Here is a 19194-nt window from a genome sequence, read left to right as displayed (position 1 = left end):
CTCCGGCTACTGCCATTTGCGGTGATAGGCGCCCAGCGTGGTCTGGGTGCCCTCGGACATCGCGCCCAGCGTCTCCATCCAGGCGGCGTCGGCGCGGTAGGCGGCCGGATCGGCCTGGCAGCGGTCGATCGCCTGGCGCCAGACGCGCGCCACCTGGCTGACGTAAGCCGGGCTGCGCTGGCGGCCTTCGATCTTCACCGAGGCGATGTTGGCGGCCAGCAGCTCCGGCAGCAGCTCCAGCGTATTGAGGCTGGTGGGCTCTTCCAGCGCGTGGTAGCGCACGTCGTCCACCAGATAGCGGCCCTTGCACAGCGTCGGGTAACCGGCGTTTTCATGATCCTGATAGCGGTCGATCAGCACGTCGTTCAGGCGCGACTCCATGCCCTGCGGGGTTTGCTGCCAGCGCACGAAGCGCGCCGGTGAACAGGCGCCGACGGTGTTCGGCGACTCGCCGGTCAGGTAGGAAGAGAGATAGCAGCGCCCCTCGGCCATGATGCACAGGCTGCCGAAGGCAAACACTTCCAGCGGCACCGGGCTGGTGCGCGCCAGCTGTTTCACCTGATGCATCGACAGCACGCGCGGCAGCACCACCCGGCCCACGTCGAAGTTGCGCTGGTAGAAACGGATCGCCTCTTCGTTGGTGGCGGAGGCCTGCACCGAAACATGGCGCTCCAGCTGCGGGTAGCGCTGGGCGGCGTATTCCAGCATCGCCAAATCCGCCAGAATCAGTGCGTCGGCGCCCAGCTGGGCCGCCATATCCACCGCGCGCTGCCAGCGGGCGTAGCCGTCGGGATGGGCGAAGGTGTTGATGGCGATATGCAGCTTGCGGCCGTGGCGATGCACGTAATCGACCGCTTCCTGCAGCTTTTTCTCGGTGAAGTTGAGGCCGGCGAAGTGGCGCGCGTTGGTATCGTCTTTCAGACCGATGTAAACGGCGTCGGCACCGTTATCCACCGCGGCCTTCAGGGCCGGCAGGTTGCCGGCGGGACAAAGCAGCTCCATAGATTTATCCTGGCTTAGCCGTGCGCCCGGCCGGGCGCACGCTGTCTTTAAAGGTTGCCGACGGCGGTGTTCCGCCGGCAAACGCGAATCGGGGAGGCCATTTTAGGCAAAGGGGCGCACACAGGTTTTGATTTGAGGCAGCTTATGGCGTATTGATAAACATGGCGGTGAAATGCACTATTTGTTGATATAGACCGCTGAAGCCGCGTGCCAGTGTGGCAAAATAGCGGTAGTCCGTATTGAAAGGAGTGGATGACCGTGTTGGAACAACTACGAGCACGCCTTGTGCGCCAGGGGCCGTCGCTGCTGCGCATCCCGCTGAAATTCACGCCGTTCGCCCTGCAGCGCCAGCTGCTGCAACAGGTGCTGAGCTGGCAGTTCCGCCAGGCGTTGGCGGATGGCGATCTGGAATTTCTCGAATCGCGCTGGTTGAAGATCGAAGTTCGCGATCTGGCGCTACAATGGTTTATGACGGTAGAAAACGACAAACTGGTGGTCAGCCAGCACGCCGAGGCGGACGTCAGCTTCAGCGGCGACGCCAACGATCTGATCCTGATCGCGGCGCGCAAGCAAGATCCGGATACGCTGTTCTTTCAGCGTCGGCTGCAGATTGAAGGGGATACCGAATTGGGCCTGTATGTGAAAAATTTGATGGACGCCATCGAGCTGGAAAGCATGCCCGCGCCGCTGCGCATGGGGCTGTTGCAGTTGGCTGATTTTGTCGAAGCAGGGTTGCAGGAGGGCACGGCGTCGGCTTCCCGTGTGGCGGTATCATGCTGATCCGCGTAGAGATCCCGGTAGACGCGGCGGGCATCGATGCCTTGCTGCGCCGCGCCTTTGGCCGCGATGACGAAGCCGATCTGGTGCAGCAGCTGCGCGAAGACGGCCTGCTGACGCTGGGCGTGGTCGCCACTGACGACGAAGGCGGGGTAGTGGGTTACGCCGCGTTCAGCCCGGTGGACGTGGCCGGCGAAGACCGCCAATGGGTGGCGCTGGCGCCGCTGGCGGTAGACGAAAGCCTGCGCCGCCAGGGGCTGGCTGAAAAGCTGGTGTACGAAGGCTTGGATTCGCTGAACGAATTCAGCTACGCTGCGGTGGTGGTGCTGGGCGAGCCGGCCTACTACGGCCGCTTCGGCTTTAAACCGGCCGCCGCCTATGGCCTGCACTGCCGCTGGCCGGACACGGAAAGCGCGTTTCAGGTGTATCCGCTGGCGGAAGATGCCCTGAATGGCGTCAGCGGCGAAGTGGCTTTTTCTGCGCCGTTTAATCGCTTTTAACGATCGGCAATAGATACTCCAACGACAGCGGCGGGTGATTCACCAGCCGCTCTTTTTGTATTTTGCTCAGCTGTTTGACGCGGTATTCCAGCTTCAGCGCCGTTGAGCGATCCCCCACCTGGCAGTGAAACGCCAGCGTTAATTCCCCTTTGCCGCGCAGCGCCTTGGCGCCTTTGCCGGCCTGATGCTGCGCCAGGCGGCGCGCCACGTCGGTGGTGATGCCGGTATACAGCATGCCGCTCGGTAGACGCAGCATGTAGAGGTGCCAGAGAGTGGGGGAAGTGTCGGTCATCGTACGCCGTTTCGGTGGCCAGGGTCGGCGTATAATGGCATGTTCGCCATCACAATCCCATCCCCGGCCGCCGGTGCCTTACCGCTTTACCCCTTTTTTCCCGCCAGCTCGAAGCGCGGCGAGACGATGCCGTACAGCGTCCAGCCGAGGAAGGTGGCGATGGCGCCCCACATCATCGCTTCTTCACCGGAGCTGTAGAGCGCATAGAAGCTGTACAGCGCGCCGATACCTGCGATGATATTGGCGATGCGCGCCTTGTTGTCCGGCACCTTCGCCACTTTCTGAATAATGACCAGCGCCGCCATCGACAGGATGTAAGGGATGATGTTGGTCACCACCGCCAGGTTCACCAGCACGTTGAACTGCTTGTTCAGCGACGGGCTGATGGTCATCAGCGACAGGCCGCTCTGGATGACGACGATGGTCAGCATGCCTTTAACCGGCGCGTCGGCCTTGCTCAGCTTGGAGAAGATTTTCGGGAAGAAGCCGCTGTCGGCGGAGGATTTGAACACCTGAGCGATGGTGAACTGCCAGCCGAGCAGCGAGCCGACGCAGGACATGACCATCAACGCCATGATGATCTTGCCGACCGTTGGGTTGAACATGTGCGAGAACGCCAGCCCGAACGGGGCGGTGGAGTTGGCCAGATCCATGTTCGGCACGATGCCGGCGATCACGTTGGTCGAAACGATATAGATCACCGCCGCGCTGAGGGTGCCGCCCAGTACGGCGATCGGCACGTTGCGCTCCGGGTTTTCCACCACGTCGGTGTTGGCACAGGCGGATTCCAGCCCCAGGAACGCCCACAGGGTCATTGAGATCGAGGCGCCGATGGCTTCGAAGGTCGGCACCTGATGTGGGTTCCAGGCGGCGACGTAGGCGCTGCCGCTGAACCAGTACCAGCCGATGACCGAGATGCCCACCACCGGAATGATCACGCCCCAGACGGTGATGCCGCTGATTTTGCCGGTGATGCGCGCACCGCCGAAGTTGGCGACGGTCGCCAGCCACAGCACGCCGATGGTGGCGATACAGATCCCGAGCGGGCTGAGCGTAGCGCCAAACAGCTCGGTGCCGTAGCCGACGGCGGAAATGGCGATGGCGATGTTGGCGATCAGCAGCGAAACGCCGTAGGTGTAGTTCGCCATAAAGTTGCCTGATTTGCCGAAGGCGTATTCGGCGTAGCCGCCCATGCCGCCGGATTTACGGCTGAACATGCCGCATTTGGCGAACGCGTAGGCCAGTGCCATCGAGCCGACGGCGGTCACCAGCCAGGAAACGATCGAAATCGTGCCCACTTCGGCCAGCTTGGTCGGCAGCATAATTATGCCGGAACCCATCATATTCACGGCGGTCAGGATCGTTAATTGCACGACCCCCATTTTATTATTGGACTTACTCATGATCATTTTCTCTTTTAGGATGCGATCCGGGCGGCGAAAATAATCGCCGCCCCGTAAGGTGATTAATTTTTCATGACGTAGCCATAAGCGCGGTTCCAGCCGTCCTCATCCTGTTGGATATAAACGCCCTGCAATTCCGGCGCGAATCCTGGCAATAAGTTGATGCCTTCTTCCAATGCCAGGAAATAACGCTGCGCGGCGCCGCCCCAAATTTCACCGGGTACCACGCACAGCACGCCCGGCGGGTAAGGCAGGGCGCCTTCGGCGGCGATGCGGCCCTCGGCTTTAGCCAGCGAGACCAATTCCACATTGCCGCGCACGAACTCGGTATTGGCGTCCTGCGGATTCATCACCACGCGCGGGAAATAACTTTTGCGGAACATCTCTTTTTGCAGCTCTTTAACGTCGTAGCTGACGTAAAGGTCGTGCATTTCCTGGCACAGCTGGCGGATGGTGTAGTTTTTGTAGCGTTGCTGGTGGTTTTTATAGACCGCAGGCAGCACCTCGCTGAGCAGGGAGTTCTGCTCGATGTGCTTCTCGAAGCGGGCGATCAGGGCCACCAGATGCTGCATCTTGGCGATGTCTTCCGCCGGCGTCAGCAGGAACAGGATCGAGTTGAGATCGCATTTTTCCGGCACGATGCCGTTTTCGCGCAGGTAGTTGGCCAGAATGGTCGCCGGGATGCCGAATTCGCTGTAGCTGCCGGTGGCGGTATCGATGCCCGGCGTGGTGAGCAGCAGTTTGCACGGATCGACGAAGTACTGCGATTCGGCATAGCCCTCAAAGGCGTGCCATTTCTCGCCGGGCACGAAGTTGAAGAAGCGCAGATCGTTGGCCATCGCCGCGGTGTCATAGGCCTGCCACGGTTTGCCGTCGATCTGATCCGGCACGAACGGTTTGATCATCGTGCAGGTATCCAGCAGCATTTTGCGCGCTTCGATCCCCACGCGCACGCACTCCTGCCACAGGCGCTGGCCGCTTTTGCCCTCGTGCATCTTGGCATTGACGTCCAGCGCGGCGAACAGCGGATAGAACGGGCTGGTGGAGGCATGCAGCATAAAGGCGTTGTTGAAGCGCTTGTGGTTGCAGTAGCGGTTCTGGCCCTTGATGTGCTTATCTTTTTTGTGGATCTGCGAGGTCTGCGAGAAACCGGCCTGCTGTTTGTGCACCGACTGGGTGACGATGATGCCGGGATCGTTTTCGTTCAGCTCCAGCAGCAGCGGCGAGCAGTCTTTCATCATCGGAATGAACTGCTCATAGCCTACCCAGGCGGAGTCGAACAGGATGTAATCGCACAGGTGGCCAATCTTGTCGACCACCTGGCGGGCGTTGTAGATGGTGCCGTCGTAGGTGCCGAGCTGGATGATCGCCAGGCGGAACGGGCGGGCTTCGTTGGCGCGTTCCGGCGCCACTTCGCGGATCTGTTGGCGCAGGTAGCGTTCGTCGAAGCAGTGCGCGTCGATACCGCCAATAAAGCCGAACGGGTTACGGGCGGTTTCCAGATAAACCGGCGTAGCGCCGGCCTGGATCAACGCGCCGTGGTGGTTGGATTTATGGTTGTTGCGGTCGAACAGCACCAGATCGCCGCGCGTCAGCAGGGCGTTGGTCGCCACCTTGTTCGAGGCCGAGGTGCCGTTGAGCACGAAGTAGGTCTTGTCGGCGTTGAACACCTTGGCGGCGTGTTGCTGCGCGGCGCAAGGCGCGCCTTCGTGGATCAACAGATCGCCCAGTTTGACGTCGGCGTTGCACATGTCGGAGCGGAAAAGCGTTTCGCCGTAGAAGTCGAAGAACTGGCGGCCCGCCGGGTGTTTGCGGAAGAACTCGCCGCCCTGGTGGCCGGGGCAGGCGAAGGTGGCGTTGCCCATTTCTACGTATTGCGTCAGCGTGTTGAAGAACGGTGGCAGCAGCTCGCTCTCATATTTGGCGGCGGCGGCCTCCAGCTGTTTGCCGTAGAACTGGGTATTCTTGCCGCACAGCTCAAACACGCCGTGCAGCGCCGGCAATACGGTGTTATCCAGCTCTTCTTCGCAGCACACGGCGACGAACAGCGGAATGTTCAGGCCGTGCTCTTCGATGCGCGCCAACATACCTTGCGTGACGTCGTCTACCGACAGCACGATGGCGGCGACGTCATTGAAATCGCTGTGATGCACATCGACGATGTCGCGTTCAGTTTCAAAGCAGCCGAGGGTTTGGGTGTTGGCGGCAATTTTTAATTTTTTCATTTTTCTCATTCTTCAGGCAAAGGCAGTCCGCCGGCAAATAATTCCATTTGCCGTTAACGCCTTCACGAAAATAAAGGTGTGCGAGAACCCAGCGATGCCGAAAGGCATTAACTGTGTTCGCTGTTTTATTTAGCTTGGATGCGCTTGTCCGAAATTAAGAATGAATTGCGTGTCCTTCCCGGTTAGCGAGAAAGCGATATTATCACCGGCGTGCGGAGAATAAATAAAAACGCAATGACACTCTTATCAACGGCGTAAGAGCGAGGGGGAGGGTTATCTGTAGTTGAAGAATGCGAAGCTAAAGCAGCTGCGATGAGCCATCATCATAATATGGGTTGTGCGCCTGATATGCGCCATTTTTCGGTTATTGTTTTCCATTTTCTAATCCACCTTGCTGAGTGAAAAGATGGCGCTATTTTAACGCAAGGCGGGCTAGAAATCGTGATGAAAGTCACATAAATGCCGGTGTTTATAAATAACTATTCACCTGTTATGCAGTGGGTTGCATAAACAGCGTTCAGGCGGGCTAACAGGCATGTAAACGAATTGCTAATCGGTACCGGGGCGGTGCGCTAATTTTGCATGCCGTCAGGATAGGAAAAATAAAATCGCGCGATTAACCGGTTGCATAACGATCAAATAAATCCGTCTTGTATTTTTTATGTTATAAATCCGCTTTGGGCTTAAATTAATAAAAATGCATTTATTGTGTTTTTATATTCATTTTTAGTTTTTGATGATTATCGTTATTTGTGACTCGCCTCAACAACGCAGGGTAAGATGAAGTGAGTGAACAGGGAGGCGAGTAACCTTGAATACCCCAGAACAACGGCAGCAGATTGCGGATTTCATCGGCAAACAACACGTCTTGACGCTGTGCGCCGGCGACGGTCTCGACATGTGGTGCGCCAACTGTTTTTACGTGTTCGACGCCGCGACGATGGCGCTGTGGCTGATGACCGAACCGCACACCCGCCACGGCGGGCTGATGCTGAACAACGGCCGGGTGGTCGGCACCATCGCGCCGAAGCCGAAAAGCATCGCGCTGATCCGCGGCGTGCAGTATCGCGCCGAGGCGGTGCTGCTGAGCGGCGAAGAAGCCGAGGCGGCGCGCGCGCGTTACTGCAAGCGCTTCCCGATCGCCAGGGCGATGAAGGCCGCGGTTTGGCGGCTGGATCTGCACGAGGTGAAGATGACCGACAACACCCTCGGCTTCGGCAAGAAGCTGCATTGGGCGCGGTCTATACTTTAAGTCGACGTATTGATTACAACGGGAGATTGCATGGCGCGAGCACTGTTAGTCGGCGCAACCGGGCTGGTGGGGCGCGAGTTGCTGCAGCGGTTGCAAAGCGATCCGCAGATAACGGCCATCGTGGCGCCGACGCGCACGCCGCTGCCGCCGCACGGCAAGCTGACCAACCCGGTCGGCGATGCGCTGTTCGAGCTGCTGAGTAGCCTGCAGCAGCCGGTCGATCTGGTGTTCTGCTGCCTGGGCACCACCCGCCGGGCGGCGGGCAGCGCCGATGCCTTCCGCTACGTCGATTATCAACTGGTGGTGGAGAGCGCGCTGACCGGCCGCCGCTTGGGGGCGCAGCACTGTCTGGTGGTGAGCGCGCTGGGCGCCAACGCGGATTCCACCTTCCTGTATAACCGCACCAAAGGCGAGATGGAGCAGGCGCTGCGCGAACAGCACTGGCCGCGCCTGACGCTGGTGCGGCCTTCCATGCTGGTGGGGGATCGCCCTGCGCCGCGCCTGATGGAGCGCCTCACGCTGCCGCTGTTCAGGCTGCTGCCCGGCAAATGGCGCGCCGTTTCCGCCAAAGACGTGGCGCAAACGCTGCTGCAGCAGGCGTTTACGCCGGGCGAAGGGGTCAGGGTGCTGGAGTCGGATCGGCTGCACTGCTACCGAGGTTGACGCTGAGGTGATCGAACGCCAGCTCCAGCCCGGCGGGCAGTTCGTTGTCCAGCAGCCACCGATCGAGATGATGGCTGATGTGCGTCAGCAGCGTGCGTTTGGGCTGCAGCAACCGCTGCGTCTCCTGCGCGCGGGTCAGGTCATTGTGGTTGCGCGGCGCCTGCGGCTGAGGCGGCAGGCTGCAATCGAGCACCAGCAGATCCAGCGCCACGTTTTGCAGATAGTCGGCGGTGGCCGGCGGCAGGCCGACGGTGTCGGTCAGGTAGGCCAGCGAAGCGCCCGCCGCCTGGATCAGATAGCCGTGGGTCAGTTTGGAGTGTTGCAGCGGCAGCGGGGTGATGCGCATGCCGCCCAGCTCGACGGTGGCAAAGGGCGCCAGCGGCGGCTGAAACGCCAGAATGCCCGGGTGTTTGAACAGGTCGTCGCAGCCCTGTTCATCCGGCGGGCCATATACCGGAATGGAATTTCCGCACCCCCAACGCAAAGGAAATAACCCCTGAACGTGATCCATGTGGTAATGTGTCAGTAAAAAACGTTGAATTTGCCCCGCCGAAAATTGCCGCTCCAAAGCCGGCAATCCCGCATCCAATAAGGTCGTTTCCCCCTGATAGTTAAGCATGGCGCTGCACGCTCGCCGCCGAAATGCCGGCTCGCGCCGCGCCCGTTGGCAGATCGGGCAGTCGCAGCCGAACACCGGCACCTGCTGCGCGCCGCTGGTGCCGAGAAAGGTCAGTTGCATCGCTCCCCTCCGTTAAAGATACTTCTGCGCAAAGCGGTTGATGTCGCGAAAATCCGCCAGCCGCGCCTGCAGCGTAGCGTGATCCCAGTGCCACCACTGGCTGCGTTCGATGCGTTCTATCAGCGCGTCGTCAAAGCGCATGCCGATCTTCTTGGCCGCCACGCCGGCGACGATGCTGTAGGGCTCCACGTCCTTGGTGACCACCGCCGCGCTGCCGATCACCGCGCCGTTGCCGACGCTGACTCCCGGCATCAGGATGGCGTTATGGCCGATCCACACGTCGTGGCCAACGGTGACGTGGTGCTCGCGCCGCCAGTCGAAGAACGCCGCGTCGTCTTCCCCCAGCCCGTATTCAGAGGCGCGGTAGGTAAAGTGGTGCTGCGCGATGCGCTGGTAGGTCGGGTGGTTGCCGGGATTGATGCGCGCATAGGAGGCGATGGAGACGAACTTGCCGATGGTGGCGTAAAAGATCTGGTTGTGCCCGGCGGTGTAGGAGTAGTCCCCCATGTCCACCTCTTCCAGGATCGCATCGTCGGCCAGATGCACATATTGGCCGAGCCGGGTGCGGTTAAGGGTCACGTTGTCGCCGATTTTCGGCTGGGCAAAGTCGTTCATGGCGTCGCGTCCTGAGCTTGTCGGGTAGGGGTGGGCAGCAGCGCCAGCAGCGCCGCCAGGGTGTCGTCGAGTGGGCCATCGTTGTGCAGCACCCGGCAGCCGGCGGGCAGACTCTGCTGATATTCTGCCGCCCGCGCCAGCCGCTGCTCGATCTGTTCGGCGCTTTCTCGCCCGCGATCCTGCAGGCGCCGGCGCAGGATCCCGGTGCTGACCTGCAGGCACACCGGCAGCAGCTGCGCACCATAGCGCTGCTGCGCCTGCGGCAGGTGGGCGCGCGAACCGTTGACCGCCACGTCGATCCCCTGCAGCAGCCAAAGATCCACTTCGATCCCGAACGCGTAGTGCTGCTGATGCGCCTGCCAGTCGAGCGCGAACAGCCCCTTGGCGCGGCGGCGCAGAAATTCCGGTTCGCTCAGCGCGATATGATTCTCGCAGCCGGCGTCCGCCGGCCGGGTGATGTAACGGTGCGCCACCAGCGGCGCGCGGTCGGCGTCGGCCCGCAGCGCGGCCAGCAGGCTGTCCTTGCCTGCGCCGGAAGGCCCCATCAGATAGATGAGCCGCGCCATCAGAACACCTGCCTGCCCTGGCGCCACACGTTCTGCACGTAAACGTGCTCGCCGTGCGGCCGCGCCAGCACCAGATCCGCCCGCAGCCCTTCGGCGAGGGTGCCGCGATCCTGCAGATCCAGCGCCCGCGCCGGGTTGCGGGTGATCATGCGCACCGCCTGGGGCAGGTCGTAAGCGTTGCGTTCGTCCGCCGCGAGGCGAAACGCCGCGTCCAACAGGCTGGCCGGGTAATAATCGGAAGAGAGAATATCCAGCACCCCCAGCGCCGCCAGGTGGTGTGCCGCTACGTTGCCGGAGTGGGAACCGCCGCGCACGATGTTCGGCGCGCCCATCAGCACCTGCAGGCCCTGCTGGTGCGAGGCGCGGGCGGCCGCTTCGGTGGTGGGGAACTCGGCAATGGCGCTGCCCAGCGCGCAGGACTCGGCAACGTGCGCGGCGGTGGCGTCGTCATGGCTGGCCAGCGAGATGCGGCGCGCGCGGCAGTGGGCGGCGATCGCCTCGCGGTTTGGCGCGGCCCAGCGGGCGGACAGGGCGACCTGCTCCTCCTCGTACTCGCTCATCTGCTGGTCGTTGAGGTGGTATTTGCCCTGATAGTATTCGCGGTATTTTTCGCGTGAGGCGAACTGGCGCTGGCCCGGCGAATGGTCCATCAGCGACACCAGCGACACGCCCGGCTTGTCCATCAGCTGTTCGAACAGCGGCAGCGTGCTCTCGTGCGGCAGCTCGCAGCGCAGGTGCAGCCGGTGCTCGGCGCGGTTCACCCCGGCGCGCTGGCTGTGGATCACCGCGTCGATCATCTTCTGCAGGTTTTCCAGCCGGTGGCCGCCATCGCGCACGTCGCCGATCGCCACCGCGTCCAGTACCGTGGTGATGCCGTTGGCCACCATCAGCGCGTCGTGGCTGCTCATCGCCGAATGGGCCGGCCAGTCAACGTTCGGGCGCGGGGTAAAGAACTTGTCCAGGTTGTCGGTATGCAGTTCGATCAGCCCCGGCAGCAGCCAGCCGCCGTCGCCGTCCAGCGCCTGCGGCAGCCGGCTCGGGCCGTCGGCGAAGCTGCGGATCACGCCGTCCTGCACCTCCAGCGAGCCTTGTACCACCTGGTCATCCAGCACCAGCTTAACGTTATTGACGATCATCAGAGGGCCTCCAGCGCCTGCGGCGCCTGCATGTCATAAAGCCGGTCGGCGACCTGTTGGCGGACGCCTTCATCGTGAAAAATGCCGACGATCGCCGCGCCGCGCGCCTTGGCGCGTTCGATAAGCTGCACCACCGCCGCGCTGTTGCGGCTGTCGAGCGAGGCGGTCGGTTCGTCCAGCAACAGAATGGGGTAATCGACGATAAAGCCGCGCGCGATGTTCACCCGCTGCTGCTCGCCGCCGGAGAAGGTGGACGGCGCCAGCGGCCACAGGCGCTGCGGCACGTTGAGCGCCGTGAGCAGCGCTTCGGCGCGTTCGCGGCACTCGGCGCGCTCGACGCCCTGTTCCAGCAGCGGCTGCATCACCACCTCCAGCGCGCTGATGCGCGGGATCACCCGCAGGAACTGGCTGACCCAGCCCAGCGTATGGCGGCGCACCGCCAGAATTTGGCGCGCATCGGCGCTGACCATGTCCAGCCAGTCGCCCTGGTGGTTGATCCAGATATGGCCGCTGTCCGGCAGGTAGTTGGCGTACAGCGAGCGCAGCAGGGTGGATTTGCCGCTGCCGGAGTGGCCGTGCAGCACCACGCATTCGCCGCCGTGGACCGTCAGGTTGGCGTCGTGCAGCACCGGCAGGCGGGTGCCGTACTGCTGGTGCAGCACAAAGGTTTTACTGAGATGTTCAACTCGGATTTGCATAGTCATCTGTTATCGCCTTGGGTTACGACAGCACCGAAGAAACCAGCAGCTGGGTATAAGGATGGTGCGGATCGTCCAGCACCCGGTCGGTAAGGCCGCTCTCCACCACTTCGCCCTGTTTCATCACCAGCAGGCGGTGGGCCAGCAGCCGCGCCACGCCGAGATCGTGGGTGACGATCACCGCCGCCAGCTGCATTTCCACCACCAGGTTACGCAGCAGATCGAGCAGGCGCGCCTGCACCGACACGTCCAGCCCGCCGGTCGGCTCATCCATAAACACCAGCTTGGGGTGGGTGACCAGATTGCGGGCGATCTGCAGCCGCTGCTGCATGCCGCCGGAGAAGGTGGTCGGCAGATCGTCGAGGCGCGACAGCGGGATTTCGACGTCTTCCAGCCACTGGCCGGCCTGGCGGCGAATGTCGCCATAGTGGCGCTGGCCGATGGCCATCAGCCGCTCGCCGATGTTGCCGCCGGCGGAGACCTGCGGCCGCAGCCCGTCGAGCGGGTGCTGGTGCACCACGCCCCAGTCGGTGCGCAGCAGGCGGCGGCGATCGCTCTCCGCCATGGCGTACAGGTCGTGCTCCTGGCCCGCCTGCGGGCGGTAAAGGATCTGCCCGCGCTGCGGCGCCAGCCGCGCCGAGATCGATTTCAGCAGCGTGGTTTTGCCGGAGCCGGATTCGCCGACGATGCCCAGCACTTCACCGGGGTAGATGTCGAACGACACGTCGCTGAAACCCTTGCCGGGGGCGTACAGGTGGGTGAGCCGGTTCACCGACAGCAGCGGGGTGGTGCTCAAAGGGGTGGAAGTCATCAGTGCTGCGCCTCTTGCGAAGATTGCGCCAGCTGCTGCCGGCAGTAGTCGGTGTCCGAACAGACGAACATGCGGTTGCCCCGATCGTCGAGCACCACTTCGTCCAGATAGCTGTGGCGCGAGCCGCACAGCGCGCAGGGTTCGTCCCACTGCTGCACGCTGAACGGATGGTCGTCGAAGTCCAGGCTCTCCACCTTGGTGAACGGCGGCAGGGCGTAGATGCGTTTCTCGCGCCCGGCGCCGAACAGCTGCAGCGCCGGCATCATGTGCATTTTCGGGTTGTCGAATTTCGGGATCGGCGACGGATCCATCACGTAGCGATCGTTGACCTTCACCGGGTAGGCGTAGGTGGTGGCGATATGGCCGTAGCGCGCGATGTCTTCATACAGCTTCACCTGCATCACGCCGTACTCCTCCAGTGCGTGCATCTTGCGGGTCTCGGTTTCGCGCGGTTCGATAAAGCGCAGCGGCTCCGGGATCGGCACCTGATAGATCAGGATCTGGTCTTCGCGCAGCGCGGTTTCCGGAATGCGGTGACGGGTCTGGATCAGCGTGGCCTCCGGCGTGCGTTCGGTGGTGGCCACCCCGGCGACGCGCTGGAAGAAGCGGCGGATCGACACCGCGTTGGTGGTGTCGTCGGCGCCCTGGTCGATCACCTTCAGCACGTCGGCGCGGCCGATGACGCTGGCGGTGAGCTGAATGCCGCCGGTGCCCCAGCCGTAGGGCATCGGCATCTCGCGGCCGCCGAACGGCACCTGATAGCCGGGGATCGCCACCGCCTTCAGGATGGCGCGGCGGATCATGCGCTTGGTCTGCTCGTCCAGATAGCCGAGGTTATAGCCGGTCAATACTTCACTCATTGCGGGCCTCCTGACGCTCGCTGTATTCCTGTCGCAGCCGCTTGAGCAGCTCCAGTTCGGCCTGGAAGTCGACGTAGTGCGGCAGCTTGAGATGGGAGACGAACCCGGCGGCCTCGACGTTGTCGGCGTGGGCCAGCACGAACTCTTCGTCCTGCGCCGGACCGGCGACGCCTTCGCCGTAGTCGGGGCTCTGCAATGCGCGATCTACCAGCGCCATCGCCATCGCCTTGCGTTCGGCGCGGCCGAACACCAGGCCGTAACCGCGGGTGAAGTGCGGCGGGTGGTCCTTTGGATCGACGAAGCCGTTGACCATTTCGCACTCGGTCAGCAGGATTTCGCCGATGTCGATGGCGAAACCGAGCTCTTCAGGCACGATCTCCACCGAAACGTGGCCGGTGCGGATCTCGCCGGCGAACGGGTGGTTGCGGCCGTAGCCGCGCTGGGTGGCGTAGCCGAGCGCCAGCAGAAAACCTTCGTCGCCGCGCACCAGCTGCTGCAGGCGCGCTGAGCGCGAGCAGGGGTAGACCGGCGGGTTGCGGGTGATGTCGTCCGGCGCGCTGCCGTCGTCCTGTTCCTCCCGCGCCAGCTGCTGGCGACACAATAGATCGAACACGTGGCTGCAGTTGTCCGGCAGTGGTTCGTCGGCCTGCGGCGCGCGCGGCGCCTCGCCTTCCGCCAGCAGCGCGAAGTCCAGCAGCCGGTGGGTGTAGTCGTAGGTCGGCCCCAGCACCTGCCCGCCGGGCAAGTCCTTGTAAACCGCCGAGATGCGCCGCTCCAGCCGCATGTTTTCGCTGGCCAGCGGCTCGCTGACCGCCAGGCGCGGCAGGGTGGTGCGATAGGCGCGCAGCAGGAAGATCGCCTCCACCAGATCGCCGCTGGCCTGTTTGATGGCCAGCGCCGCCAGCTCGCGATCGTAGATGCCGCCTTCGGTCATCACCCGATCCACCGCCAGCCCCAGCTGCTGTTCGATTTGTTCCGCGCCGATCGCCAGCAGCGCGTCGTCGCCGCGCCGCAGCTGTTCCTGCAGCTGATGGGCGGCCTCAATGGCTTTTTCGCCCCCTTTTACCGCTACGTACATCAGCACACCTCCACGCGGGTGGTCCGCGGGATCGCCAGCAGGCGATCGCCGCAGGTCAGCAAGATATCCAGCCCCAGCGGGAAGCGCTGCGGGCGGTTGACCAAATAATCCAGCAGCGCCGGCGGCAGGCGTGGCGCAATCAGGCGTTGGCTCTCGATGCCGGGGCCGGTCAGGCGCAGCGCGGCGCCGTTCTCCAGCTCGCTGAGCTGCACGATGACCGTGGCGCCGAACTCCGGCGAGATTTCCGTGCCGTGCGGCAACGCCTGCAGATCGGCGGCCTGCAGCTGCTCATCGAACAGGGCAAAACAGACCTCCTGCGCCGTGGTGGCCAGCGGCGCACCGCTGTGAAAACGAATGTTTGTTAGCACTTGCTCACTTTTAAGCGCCGCGCACAGCTGCAGCGGCGTTTCCTGATCGGCCAGCGTCAGCAGCGCGGCGGTGCTGGCGGCGTTCAGCGGCGCCCAGGCCGGGCCGGCCGGCAGCGTCACACGGTGGCCCGGTTCGCTCAAGGCTTTAAGAATCAAACGGAAAGCGTGCTGCGATTGGTCTATCGGTTGCTCAAAGCCGGTCAATAAACTCATGGCTTAATCCCCTCGCACCAGCGTAAAGAAGTCCACCCGGCTGGCGGCGATGGCCCGGGCGCGCAGCTGGCGCTGTTCGTGCTGCAGCGCGGCCAGCGGCGCGATCAGCTGTTGTTGCAGGCGTTCGCCGTGTTCCGGCTGTTGCAGCAGCGCATCGGCCAGCGCGCACAGCTCGGCGTGCGCCTTGTCGCGCCCGGCGATATAGCTGTAGCCGTAGCCGCCGTTGTCCAGCTGCACCACCGCGCGGGTGACCGTCATGTCCCCCAGCACGAAGCGGCGGCCGGTGGCTCCCATGCGCCCCTGCAGCTGGGCCAGGCCGATCTCCGGCGCGCGGATGCTGCGGTAACCCGGGCTGAGGTTCAGCGCCTGCCAGTGGCTGCGCAGCTGCTCGGGCCGGCTGTGCGCCAGCACCGACATCCAGCGTTGTCTCGACTCTAAGGCGTGCATTCAGTGCTCCATCGTCAGTTCAATCATGTCGGCGCGGGCCAGGCTGACGGAGTATTCCGCCACGTCTTCGCCGCCGCTGCGGACGTTAAGGGTGCGCACGCACAGCAGCGGCGCGTGGGTGGCGATCTCCAGCAGCCGGCTCTCTTTGGCCTGCGCGCGGCGCGCGCTGATGCGCGTCTGGCGGCGGGTCAGCTGCTGCTGGAGGTGCTGTTCGATAAACTGGTGCAGCGAACCGCTGTGGAACTGCTGCAGCGCCGGCCACCAGTCCAGATCGGGCAGATAATGGTCGATCACGCTCATCGGCACACCGTTGACCCGGCGCAGGGTGCGCAGGTGGATCACCATTTCGCCTTCTTCACGCGAGAGCGCGCTGGCGACATGCCCATTGCACGGGCGCAAGACAGCGAGTAAGCGCTCACTGGTGGGGTGGCTGCCCTGCTCGAACAGGTTCTGGCTGAAGCGGGTATTGGCGTGCAGTGGGTAGTCGTAAGGCCGCATCAGCACCAGAATGCCGACGCCGTGGCGGCGCTGCAGCCAGCCGCGCTCTACCAGCTGATCCACCGCGCGGCGCAGGGTGTGGCGATTGACCTGATAACGCTCGGCCAGTTGCTGTTCCGAAGGCAGGTAGTCGCCGCAGCGGTACTGCGTGCGCAGCTCCTGTTCCAGCTGCGCGGCGATCTGCTGATAGCGGGTGGGGTAAGTGGTCGGATGTCTAGATAACTCCATCATAATAAAAACCTCGTCATACCGATGGCTGTGCGATGAAGGCGTAAGCGGTGCGTTTCATCGGGCGTCTACCCTGTGGTCTTCACGTCGGCATCATGGTGCCGGGCACAGATGACAATCGCGTTACGCGTCGGTGGCGAACAGATGAACTATTTAGGACAGCCCGGGCGTGCACGGGCGGCGGCGGCGCGCTATGCTGGCGCCTTTGTTGACTGACTCTGGCCGCTACCATGCCGCAACCTCTGAACGCCCCTGAACACGCCCCACGCGCCTGGCCGCTGTGGAAACCGATCCTGTTTCTGCTGGTGGTGGCCGTCGGCCTCTACTACGTCAAATGGCAGCCTTACTACGGCAAGGCCTTCGTGGCGGCGGACAGCCACTCGATCGGCAAATCGATCCTGGCTGACGGCGCCGCGAGCCCCTGGCTGGCGGCCTGGCAGTACGCGTTGGTCTACTTCACCGCGGTATGGAAGGCGGCGCTGCTCGGGGTGTTGTTAGGTTCGCTGGTGCAGGTGCTGATCCCGCGCGACTGGCTGGCGCGCACGCTCGGCCACCGGCGTTTTTCCGGCACCGTGCTGGGGGCGCTGATCGCGCTGCCGGGCATGATGTGCACCTGCTGCGCCGCGCCGGTTGCCGCCGGCATGCGCCGCCAGTCGGTATCCAGCGGCGCCGCGCTGGCCTTTTGGCTCGCCAACCCGGTATTGAACCCGGCGACGCTGGTATTCATGGGGTTTGTGCTCGGTTGGCCGTTCGCCGCTATCCGCCTGGTGGCGGGCGTGGTGATGGTGCTGGGCATCGCCTGGCTGGTGCAGCGCGTGACCGCCAACGACCCGCAGCCCGCCACGCCGCAGCCGCCGGTGATGACGGCGCAGAGCGATGAGCGGCCGTTCCTCGCCCGCTGGGGCAAAGCGCTGTGGGCGCTGTTTTGGTCGACCATCCCGATCTACGTGCTGGCGGTGCTGGCGCTGGGCGCAGCGCGGGTCTGGCTGTTCCCGCACGCCGACGGCGCCGTCGACAATAGCCTGCTGTGGATCATCGCGCTGGCGATCGTCGGCTGCCTGTTCGTTATCCCCACCGCGGCGGAGATCCCGATCGTGCAGACCATGATGCTGGCGGGCATGGGCGCAGGCCCGGCGCTGGCGCTGCTGATGACCCTGCCGGCGGTCAGCCTGCCTTCGCTGCTGATGCTCAACAAGGCCTTCTCCGCCCGGGCGCTGTGCCTGACGGCGGCGCTGGTGGCGCTGTGCGGCGTACTGACCGGCGTGGTGGGGATGGGGTTGGTGTAACTTGCCGTTGCTGATGTGTGGCCTGATGCTGTCTCAAGGGAGGAGATGGAAATGGAACAGCGGAATAAACCTGAAATGGATGTAGAGGCGATGCTGCTGGAGCAAGCGTTGCGTGAGAGGGTAGATGCCGCCTTTGAACGTTTAAGAAACGGCACCGCGGTTTATCTCAGCCATTCGGAGGTAGAAAAACGAATGGCTCTATTTAAAGCGAAAATCACGGCGCGCTATCGGTGGGGGTGTTGAGAGGGATTCGTTCAGGGTTGGGCTAGCAGCGTCTACAGATAGAATTGCCAGGCGGCTTTGAGCGGGGAGAATACGTGAATTTCTCATTGGTGCACAAGTCACACTAGAGGTATCTTCTTAATAAGAAGAGGTGATATTTGACGGTTTATTTAGTGATATTCAGTTAGGTTAAAAAGGAGTTTTTGTGGCATTATATAACATTTCCAACAAAATATTGACACCTTTAGAGAGAACCTCGTTTTCTATTGAGGGGTTGCAAGAACGTTATGATTTGCAGGCGGCAATTAAAAATAACATCACCATATTGGCACCCGATTGTCTTGTCATCGCCGAAGAATTTTCTGATTGGGAAGATAGTCGGAGAAGGATTGATATATTAGCTATTGATAAACAGGCAAACCTTGTAGTAATAGAATTAAAACGTGATGAGTTTGGTGCTCATATGGAACTCCAAGCATTAAGATATGCGGCGATGATATCTACTATGAGTTTTTCTAAAGCATGTGAGTATTATCAGGACTACCTTTCTAAAAATAATATTGATATTGATGCTAAAGAAAAAATACTAGACTTTGTTGAGCTTCAAGATACGGAGCTTGTCGACTTTGGTAAAGATATAAAAGTTATATTGGCATCGGCTGGATTTAGTAAGGAACTTACTACTACGGCGATTTGGTTAAGAGATAAAGGTGTTGATATTAGCTGCGTGAAAATTACACCTTATAATTTTAAAGGTGAGGTTCTAATTAATGCTGAACAGATAATACCGGTCCCCGAGTTGAACGAATACCAAGTTAGATTTAGAGAGAAGCGTATAGAGCAGATTGCCAACTCTAAAAAATCAGAAAAGGATTACTCAAGTTATAGATACAAAGGACTTGTCCTAAATAAAAGGAATCTTGCTTTGGAGATCTTTACTGATTGGATAGAGAAGAATAATCCTGCTAACTTCGATGAACTGAGGGAAAAATTATTTGGAGTCATAAAAAATCGTACGATAGCTTTAGCTGAATGTATTAGTGATGAGAGAAAGAATAGATACCATATGAATGACGATGATCTTATTGAGCTCGAGTCAGGTGAAATAATAGTCATATCCAATCAATGGGGTATAGGCAACATTGAACGAGTTTTGGATTTTTTCCGCAAAGATGGCTTTGTTGTCGAAAAAGTTGAGGTTGAATAGAAATAATAACTCTTTTATTTTTGTATAAAGCTCTGGGAGCTGTTCTACCCTACATTATTAACGCACCACAGTGTTAATAACGTCTGCTTTTGGCACAGATCCGCCTGT

23 protein-coding genes are annotated in these 19194 nt (G+C 61.4%); 7 read left to right on the top strand and 16 right to left on the bottom strand.

Annotated elements, in window-relative coordinates; translation table 11 throughout:
• Nucleotides 1-6 precede the first annotated feature (6 nt).
• Nucleotides 7-1002 carry a ubiquinone anaerobic biosynthesis protein UbiU gene (gene ubiU, locus WCL58_RS10660; RefSeq protein WP_048321239.1) on the bottom strand — a complete coding sequence of 332 codons (996 nt, stop codon included), beginning with the start codon at nt 1000-1002 and terminating at the stop codon, nt 7-9.
• Nucleotides 1003-1260: 258 nt separating this feature from the next.
• Here ubiU and ubiT point away from each other — a divergent pair, with 258 nt between their 5' ends.
• Together ubiT and WCL58_RS10650 are read left to right on the top strand one after the other, a co-directional pair.
• Nucleotides 1261-1782, top strand: coding sequence for a ubiquinone anaerobic biosynthesis accessory factor UbiT (gene ubiT / locus WCL58_RS10655; RefSeq protein ID WP_039567957.1), 522 nt, complete (start codon nt 1261-1263; stop codon nt 1780-1782).
• Complete coding sequence (locus tag WCL58_RS10650; RefSeq protein WP_049201571.1) at nt 1776-2279, top strand: GNAT family N-acetyltransferase; 504 nt, start codon at nt 1776-1778, stop codon at nt 2277-2279. Before ubiT ends, WCL58_RS10650 begins: the two co-directional genes overlap by 7 nt.
• On the opposite strand, the gene WCL58_RS10645 is transcribed toward WCL58_RS10650, so the two are convergent.
• The 4 genes from WCL58_RS10645 to speFL form a co-directional block, all read right to left on the bottom strand.
• The gene (locus tag WCL58_RS10645; RefSeq protein WP_180548047.1) at nt 2266-2571 is read right to left on the bottom strand and encodes a GIY-YIG nuclease family protein; all 306 of its coding nucleotides are present in this window, start codon (nt 2569-2571) and stop codon (nt 2266-2268) included. The two genes, WCL58_RS10650 and WCL58_RS10645, sit on opposite strands and share 14 nt — an antisense overlap.
• An 86-nt stretch (nt 2572-2657) precedes the next feature.
• Complete coding sequence (gene potE, locus WCL58_RS10640) at nt 2658-3974, bottom strand: putrescine-ornithine antiporter (protein WP_028127578.1); 1317 nt, start codon at nt 3972-3974, stop codon at nt 2658-2660.
• 62 nt (nt 3975-4036) lie between these two features.
• A complete protein-coding gene (speF, locus tag WCL58_RS10635; RefSeq protein WP_336851129.1) occupies nt 4037-6199 on the bottom strand; it encodes an ornithine decarboxylase SpeF in 2163 nt (720 codons plus the stop codon).
• 273 nt (nt 6200-6472) lie between these two features.
• Nucleotides 6473-6577 carry a leader peptide SpeFL gene (speFL, locus tag WCL58_RS10630; protein WP_004933443.1) on the bottom strand — a complete coding sequence of 35 codons (105 nt, stop codon included), beginning with the start codon at nt 6575-6577 and terminating at the stop codon, nt 6473-6475.
• 433 nt (nt 6578-7010) lie between these two features.
• Here speFL and WCL58_RS10625 point away from each other — a divergent pair, with 433 nt between their 5' ends.
• Entirely contained in the window at nt 7011-7451 is a 441-nt protein-coding gene (locus WCL58_RS10625) for a YhbP family protein (RefSeq protein ID WP_048321242.1), read from the top strand.
• A 30-nt stretch (nt 7452-7481) separates the two neighbouring features.
• Entirely contained in the window at nt 7482-8114 is a 633-nt protein-coding gene (locus WCL58_RS10620; RefSeq protein WP_049198715.1) for an NAD(P)H-binding protein, read from the top strand.
• Here WCL58_RS10620 and phnP read toward each other — a convergent pair.
• Genes phnP through phnF form a run of 11 tightly spaced genes read right to left on the bottom strand, consistent with a single transcriptional unit; the run spans nt 8071 to nt 16374 of the window.
• Nucleotides 8071-8853, bottom strand: coding sequence for a phosphonate metabolism protein PhnP (phnP, locus tag WCL58_RS10615; protein ID WP_336851127.1), 783 nt, complete (start codon nt 8851-8853; stop codon nt 8071-8073). The genes WCL58_RS10620 and phnP overlap by 44 nt on opposite strands.
• A 12-nt stretch (nt 8854-8865) precedes the next feature.
• The gene (locus tag WCL58_RS10610; RefSeq protein ID WP_147823170.1) at nt 8866-9468 is read right to left on the bottom strand and encodes a DapH/DapD/GlmU-related protein; all 603 of its coding nucleotides are present in this window, start codon (nt 9466-9468) and stop codon (nt 8866-8868) included.
• Nucleotides 9465-10034 (bottom strand): ribose 1,5-bisphosphokinase, encoded by a 570-nt coding sequence (phnN, locus tag WCL58_RS10605; protein WP_070913679.1) that lies wholly within the window; start codon nt 10032-10034, stop codon nt 9465-9467. Before phnN ends, WCL58_RS10610 begins: the two co-directional genes overlap by 4 nt.
• Entirely contained in the window at nt 10034-11170 is a 1137-nt protein-coding gene (phnM, locus tag WCL58_RS10600) for an alpha-D-ribose 1-methylphosphonate 5-triphosphate diphosphatase (protein ID WP_089186778.1), read from the bottom strand. Before phnM ends, phnN begins: the two co-directional genes overlap by 1 nt.
• Nucleotides 11170-11874: a phosphonate C-P lyase system protein PhnL gene (gene phnL, locus WCL58_RS10595; protein WP_063991586.1), complete on the bottom strand. Its 705-nt coding sequence runs from the start codon at nt 11872-11874 to the stop codon at nt 11170-11172. Before phnL ends, phnM begins: the two co-directional genes overlap by 1 nt.
• 16 nt (nt 11875-11890) lie before the next feature.
• The gene (phnK, locus tag WCL58_RS10590; protein WP_033636845.1) at nt 11891-12679 is read right to left on the bottom strand and encodes a phosphonate C-P lyase system protein PhnK; all 789 of its coding nucleotides are present in this window, start codon (nt 12677-12679) and stop codon (nt 11891-11893) included.
• Complete coding sequence (locus WCL58_RS10585) at nt 12679-13539, bottom strand: alpha-D-ribose 1-methylphosphonate 5-phosphate C-P-lyase PhnJ (protein ID WP_016929301.1); 861 nt, start codon at nt 13537-13539, stop codon at nt 12679-12681. The genes phnK and WCL58_RS10585 overlap by 1 nt, the downstream gene beginning before the upstream one ends.
• Nucleotides 13532-14617 carry a carbon-phosphorus lyase complex subunit PhnI gene (locus tag WCL58_RS10580; RefSeq protein ID WP_336851124.1) on the bottom strand — a complete coding sequence of 362 codons (1086 nt, stop codon included), beginning with the start codon at nt 14615-14617 and terminating at the stop codon, nt 13532-13534. The genes WCL58_RS10585 and WCL58_RS10580 overlap by 8 nt, the downstream gene beginning before the upstream one ends.
• Nucleotides 14617-15198, bottom strand: a complete 582-nt coding sequence (phnH, locus tag WCL58_RS10575) for a phosphonate C-P lyase system protein PhnH (RefSeq protein ID WP_336851122.1) — start codon at nt 15196-15198, stop codon at nt 14617-14619. Before phnH ends, WCL58_RS10580 begins: the two co-directional genes overlap by 1 nt.
• Nucleotides 15199-15201: 3 nt before the next feature.
• Nucleotides 15202-15645, bottom strand: coding sequence for a phosphonate C-P lyase system protein PhnG (gene phnG / locus WCL58_RS10570; protein WP_016929298.1), 444 nt, complete (start codon nt 15643-15645; stop codon nt 15202-15204).
• Nucleotides 15646-16374, bottom strand: coding sequence for a phosphonate metabolism transcriptional regulator PhnF (gene phnF, locus WCL58_RS10565; RefSeq protein WP_336851120.1), 729 nt, complete (start codon nt 16372-16374; stop codon nt 15646-15648).
• Nucleotides 16375-16601: 227 nt separating this feature from the next.
• Here phnF and WCL58_RS10560 point away from each other — a divergent pair, with 227 nt between their 5' ends.
• From WCL58_RS10560 to WCL58_RS10550, 3 genes are all read left to right on the top strand, one after another.
• Nucleotides 16602-17657, top strand: coding sequence for a permease (locus tag WCL58_RS10560; RefSeq protein ID WP_336851119.1), 1056 nt, complete (start codon nt 16602-16604; stop codon nt 17655-17657).
• Between the two features lie 45 nt (nt 17658-17702).
• Nucleotides 17703-17900 carry a hypothetical protein gene (locus WCL58_RS10555; protein ID WP_336851118.1) on the top strand — a complete coding sequence of 66 codons (198 nt, stop codon included), beginning with the start codon at nt 17703-17705 and terminating at the stop codon, nt 17898-17900.
• A 184-nt stretch (nt 17901-18084) separates the two neighbouring features.
• On the top strand, nt 18085-19086 hold the full coding sequence (locus WCL58_RS10550) for a hypothetical protein (RefSeq protein ID WP_336851117.1): 1002 nt from the start codon (nt 18085-18087) through the stop codon (nt 19084-19086).
• Nucleotides 19087-19194: the final 108 nt, after the last annotated feature.

Origin of the sequence: Serratia sp. TMDUHS_CL, assembly GCF_037137105.1 — a bacterium.
In the GTDB taxonomy this organism is placed as follows: Bacteria; Pseudomonadota; Gammaproteobacteria; order Enterobacterales; family Enterobacteriaceae; genus Serratia; species Serratia nevei.
This window is presented reverse-complemented; position numbering and strand designations above follow the sequence as displayed.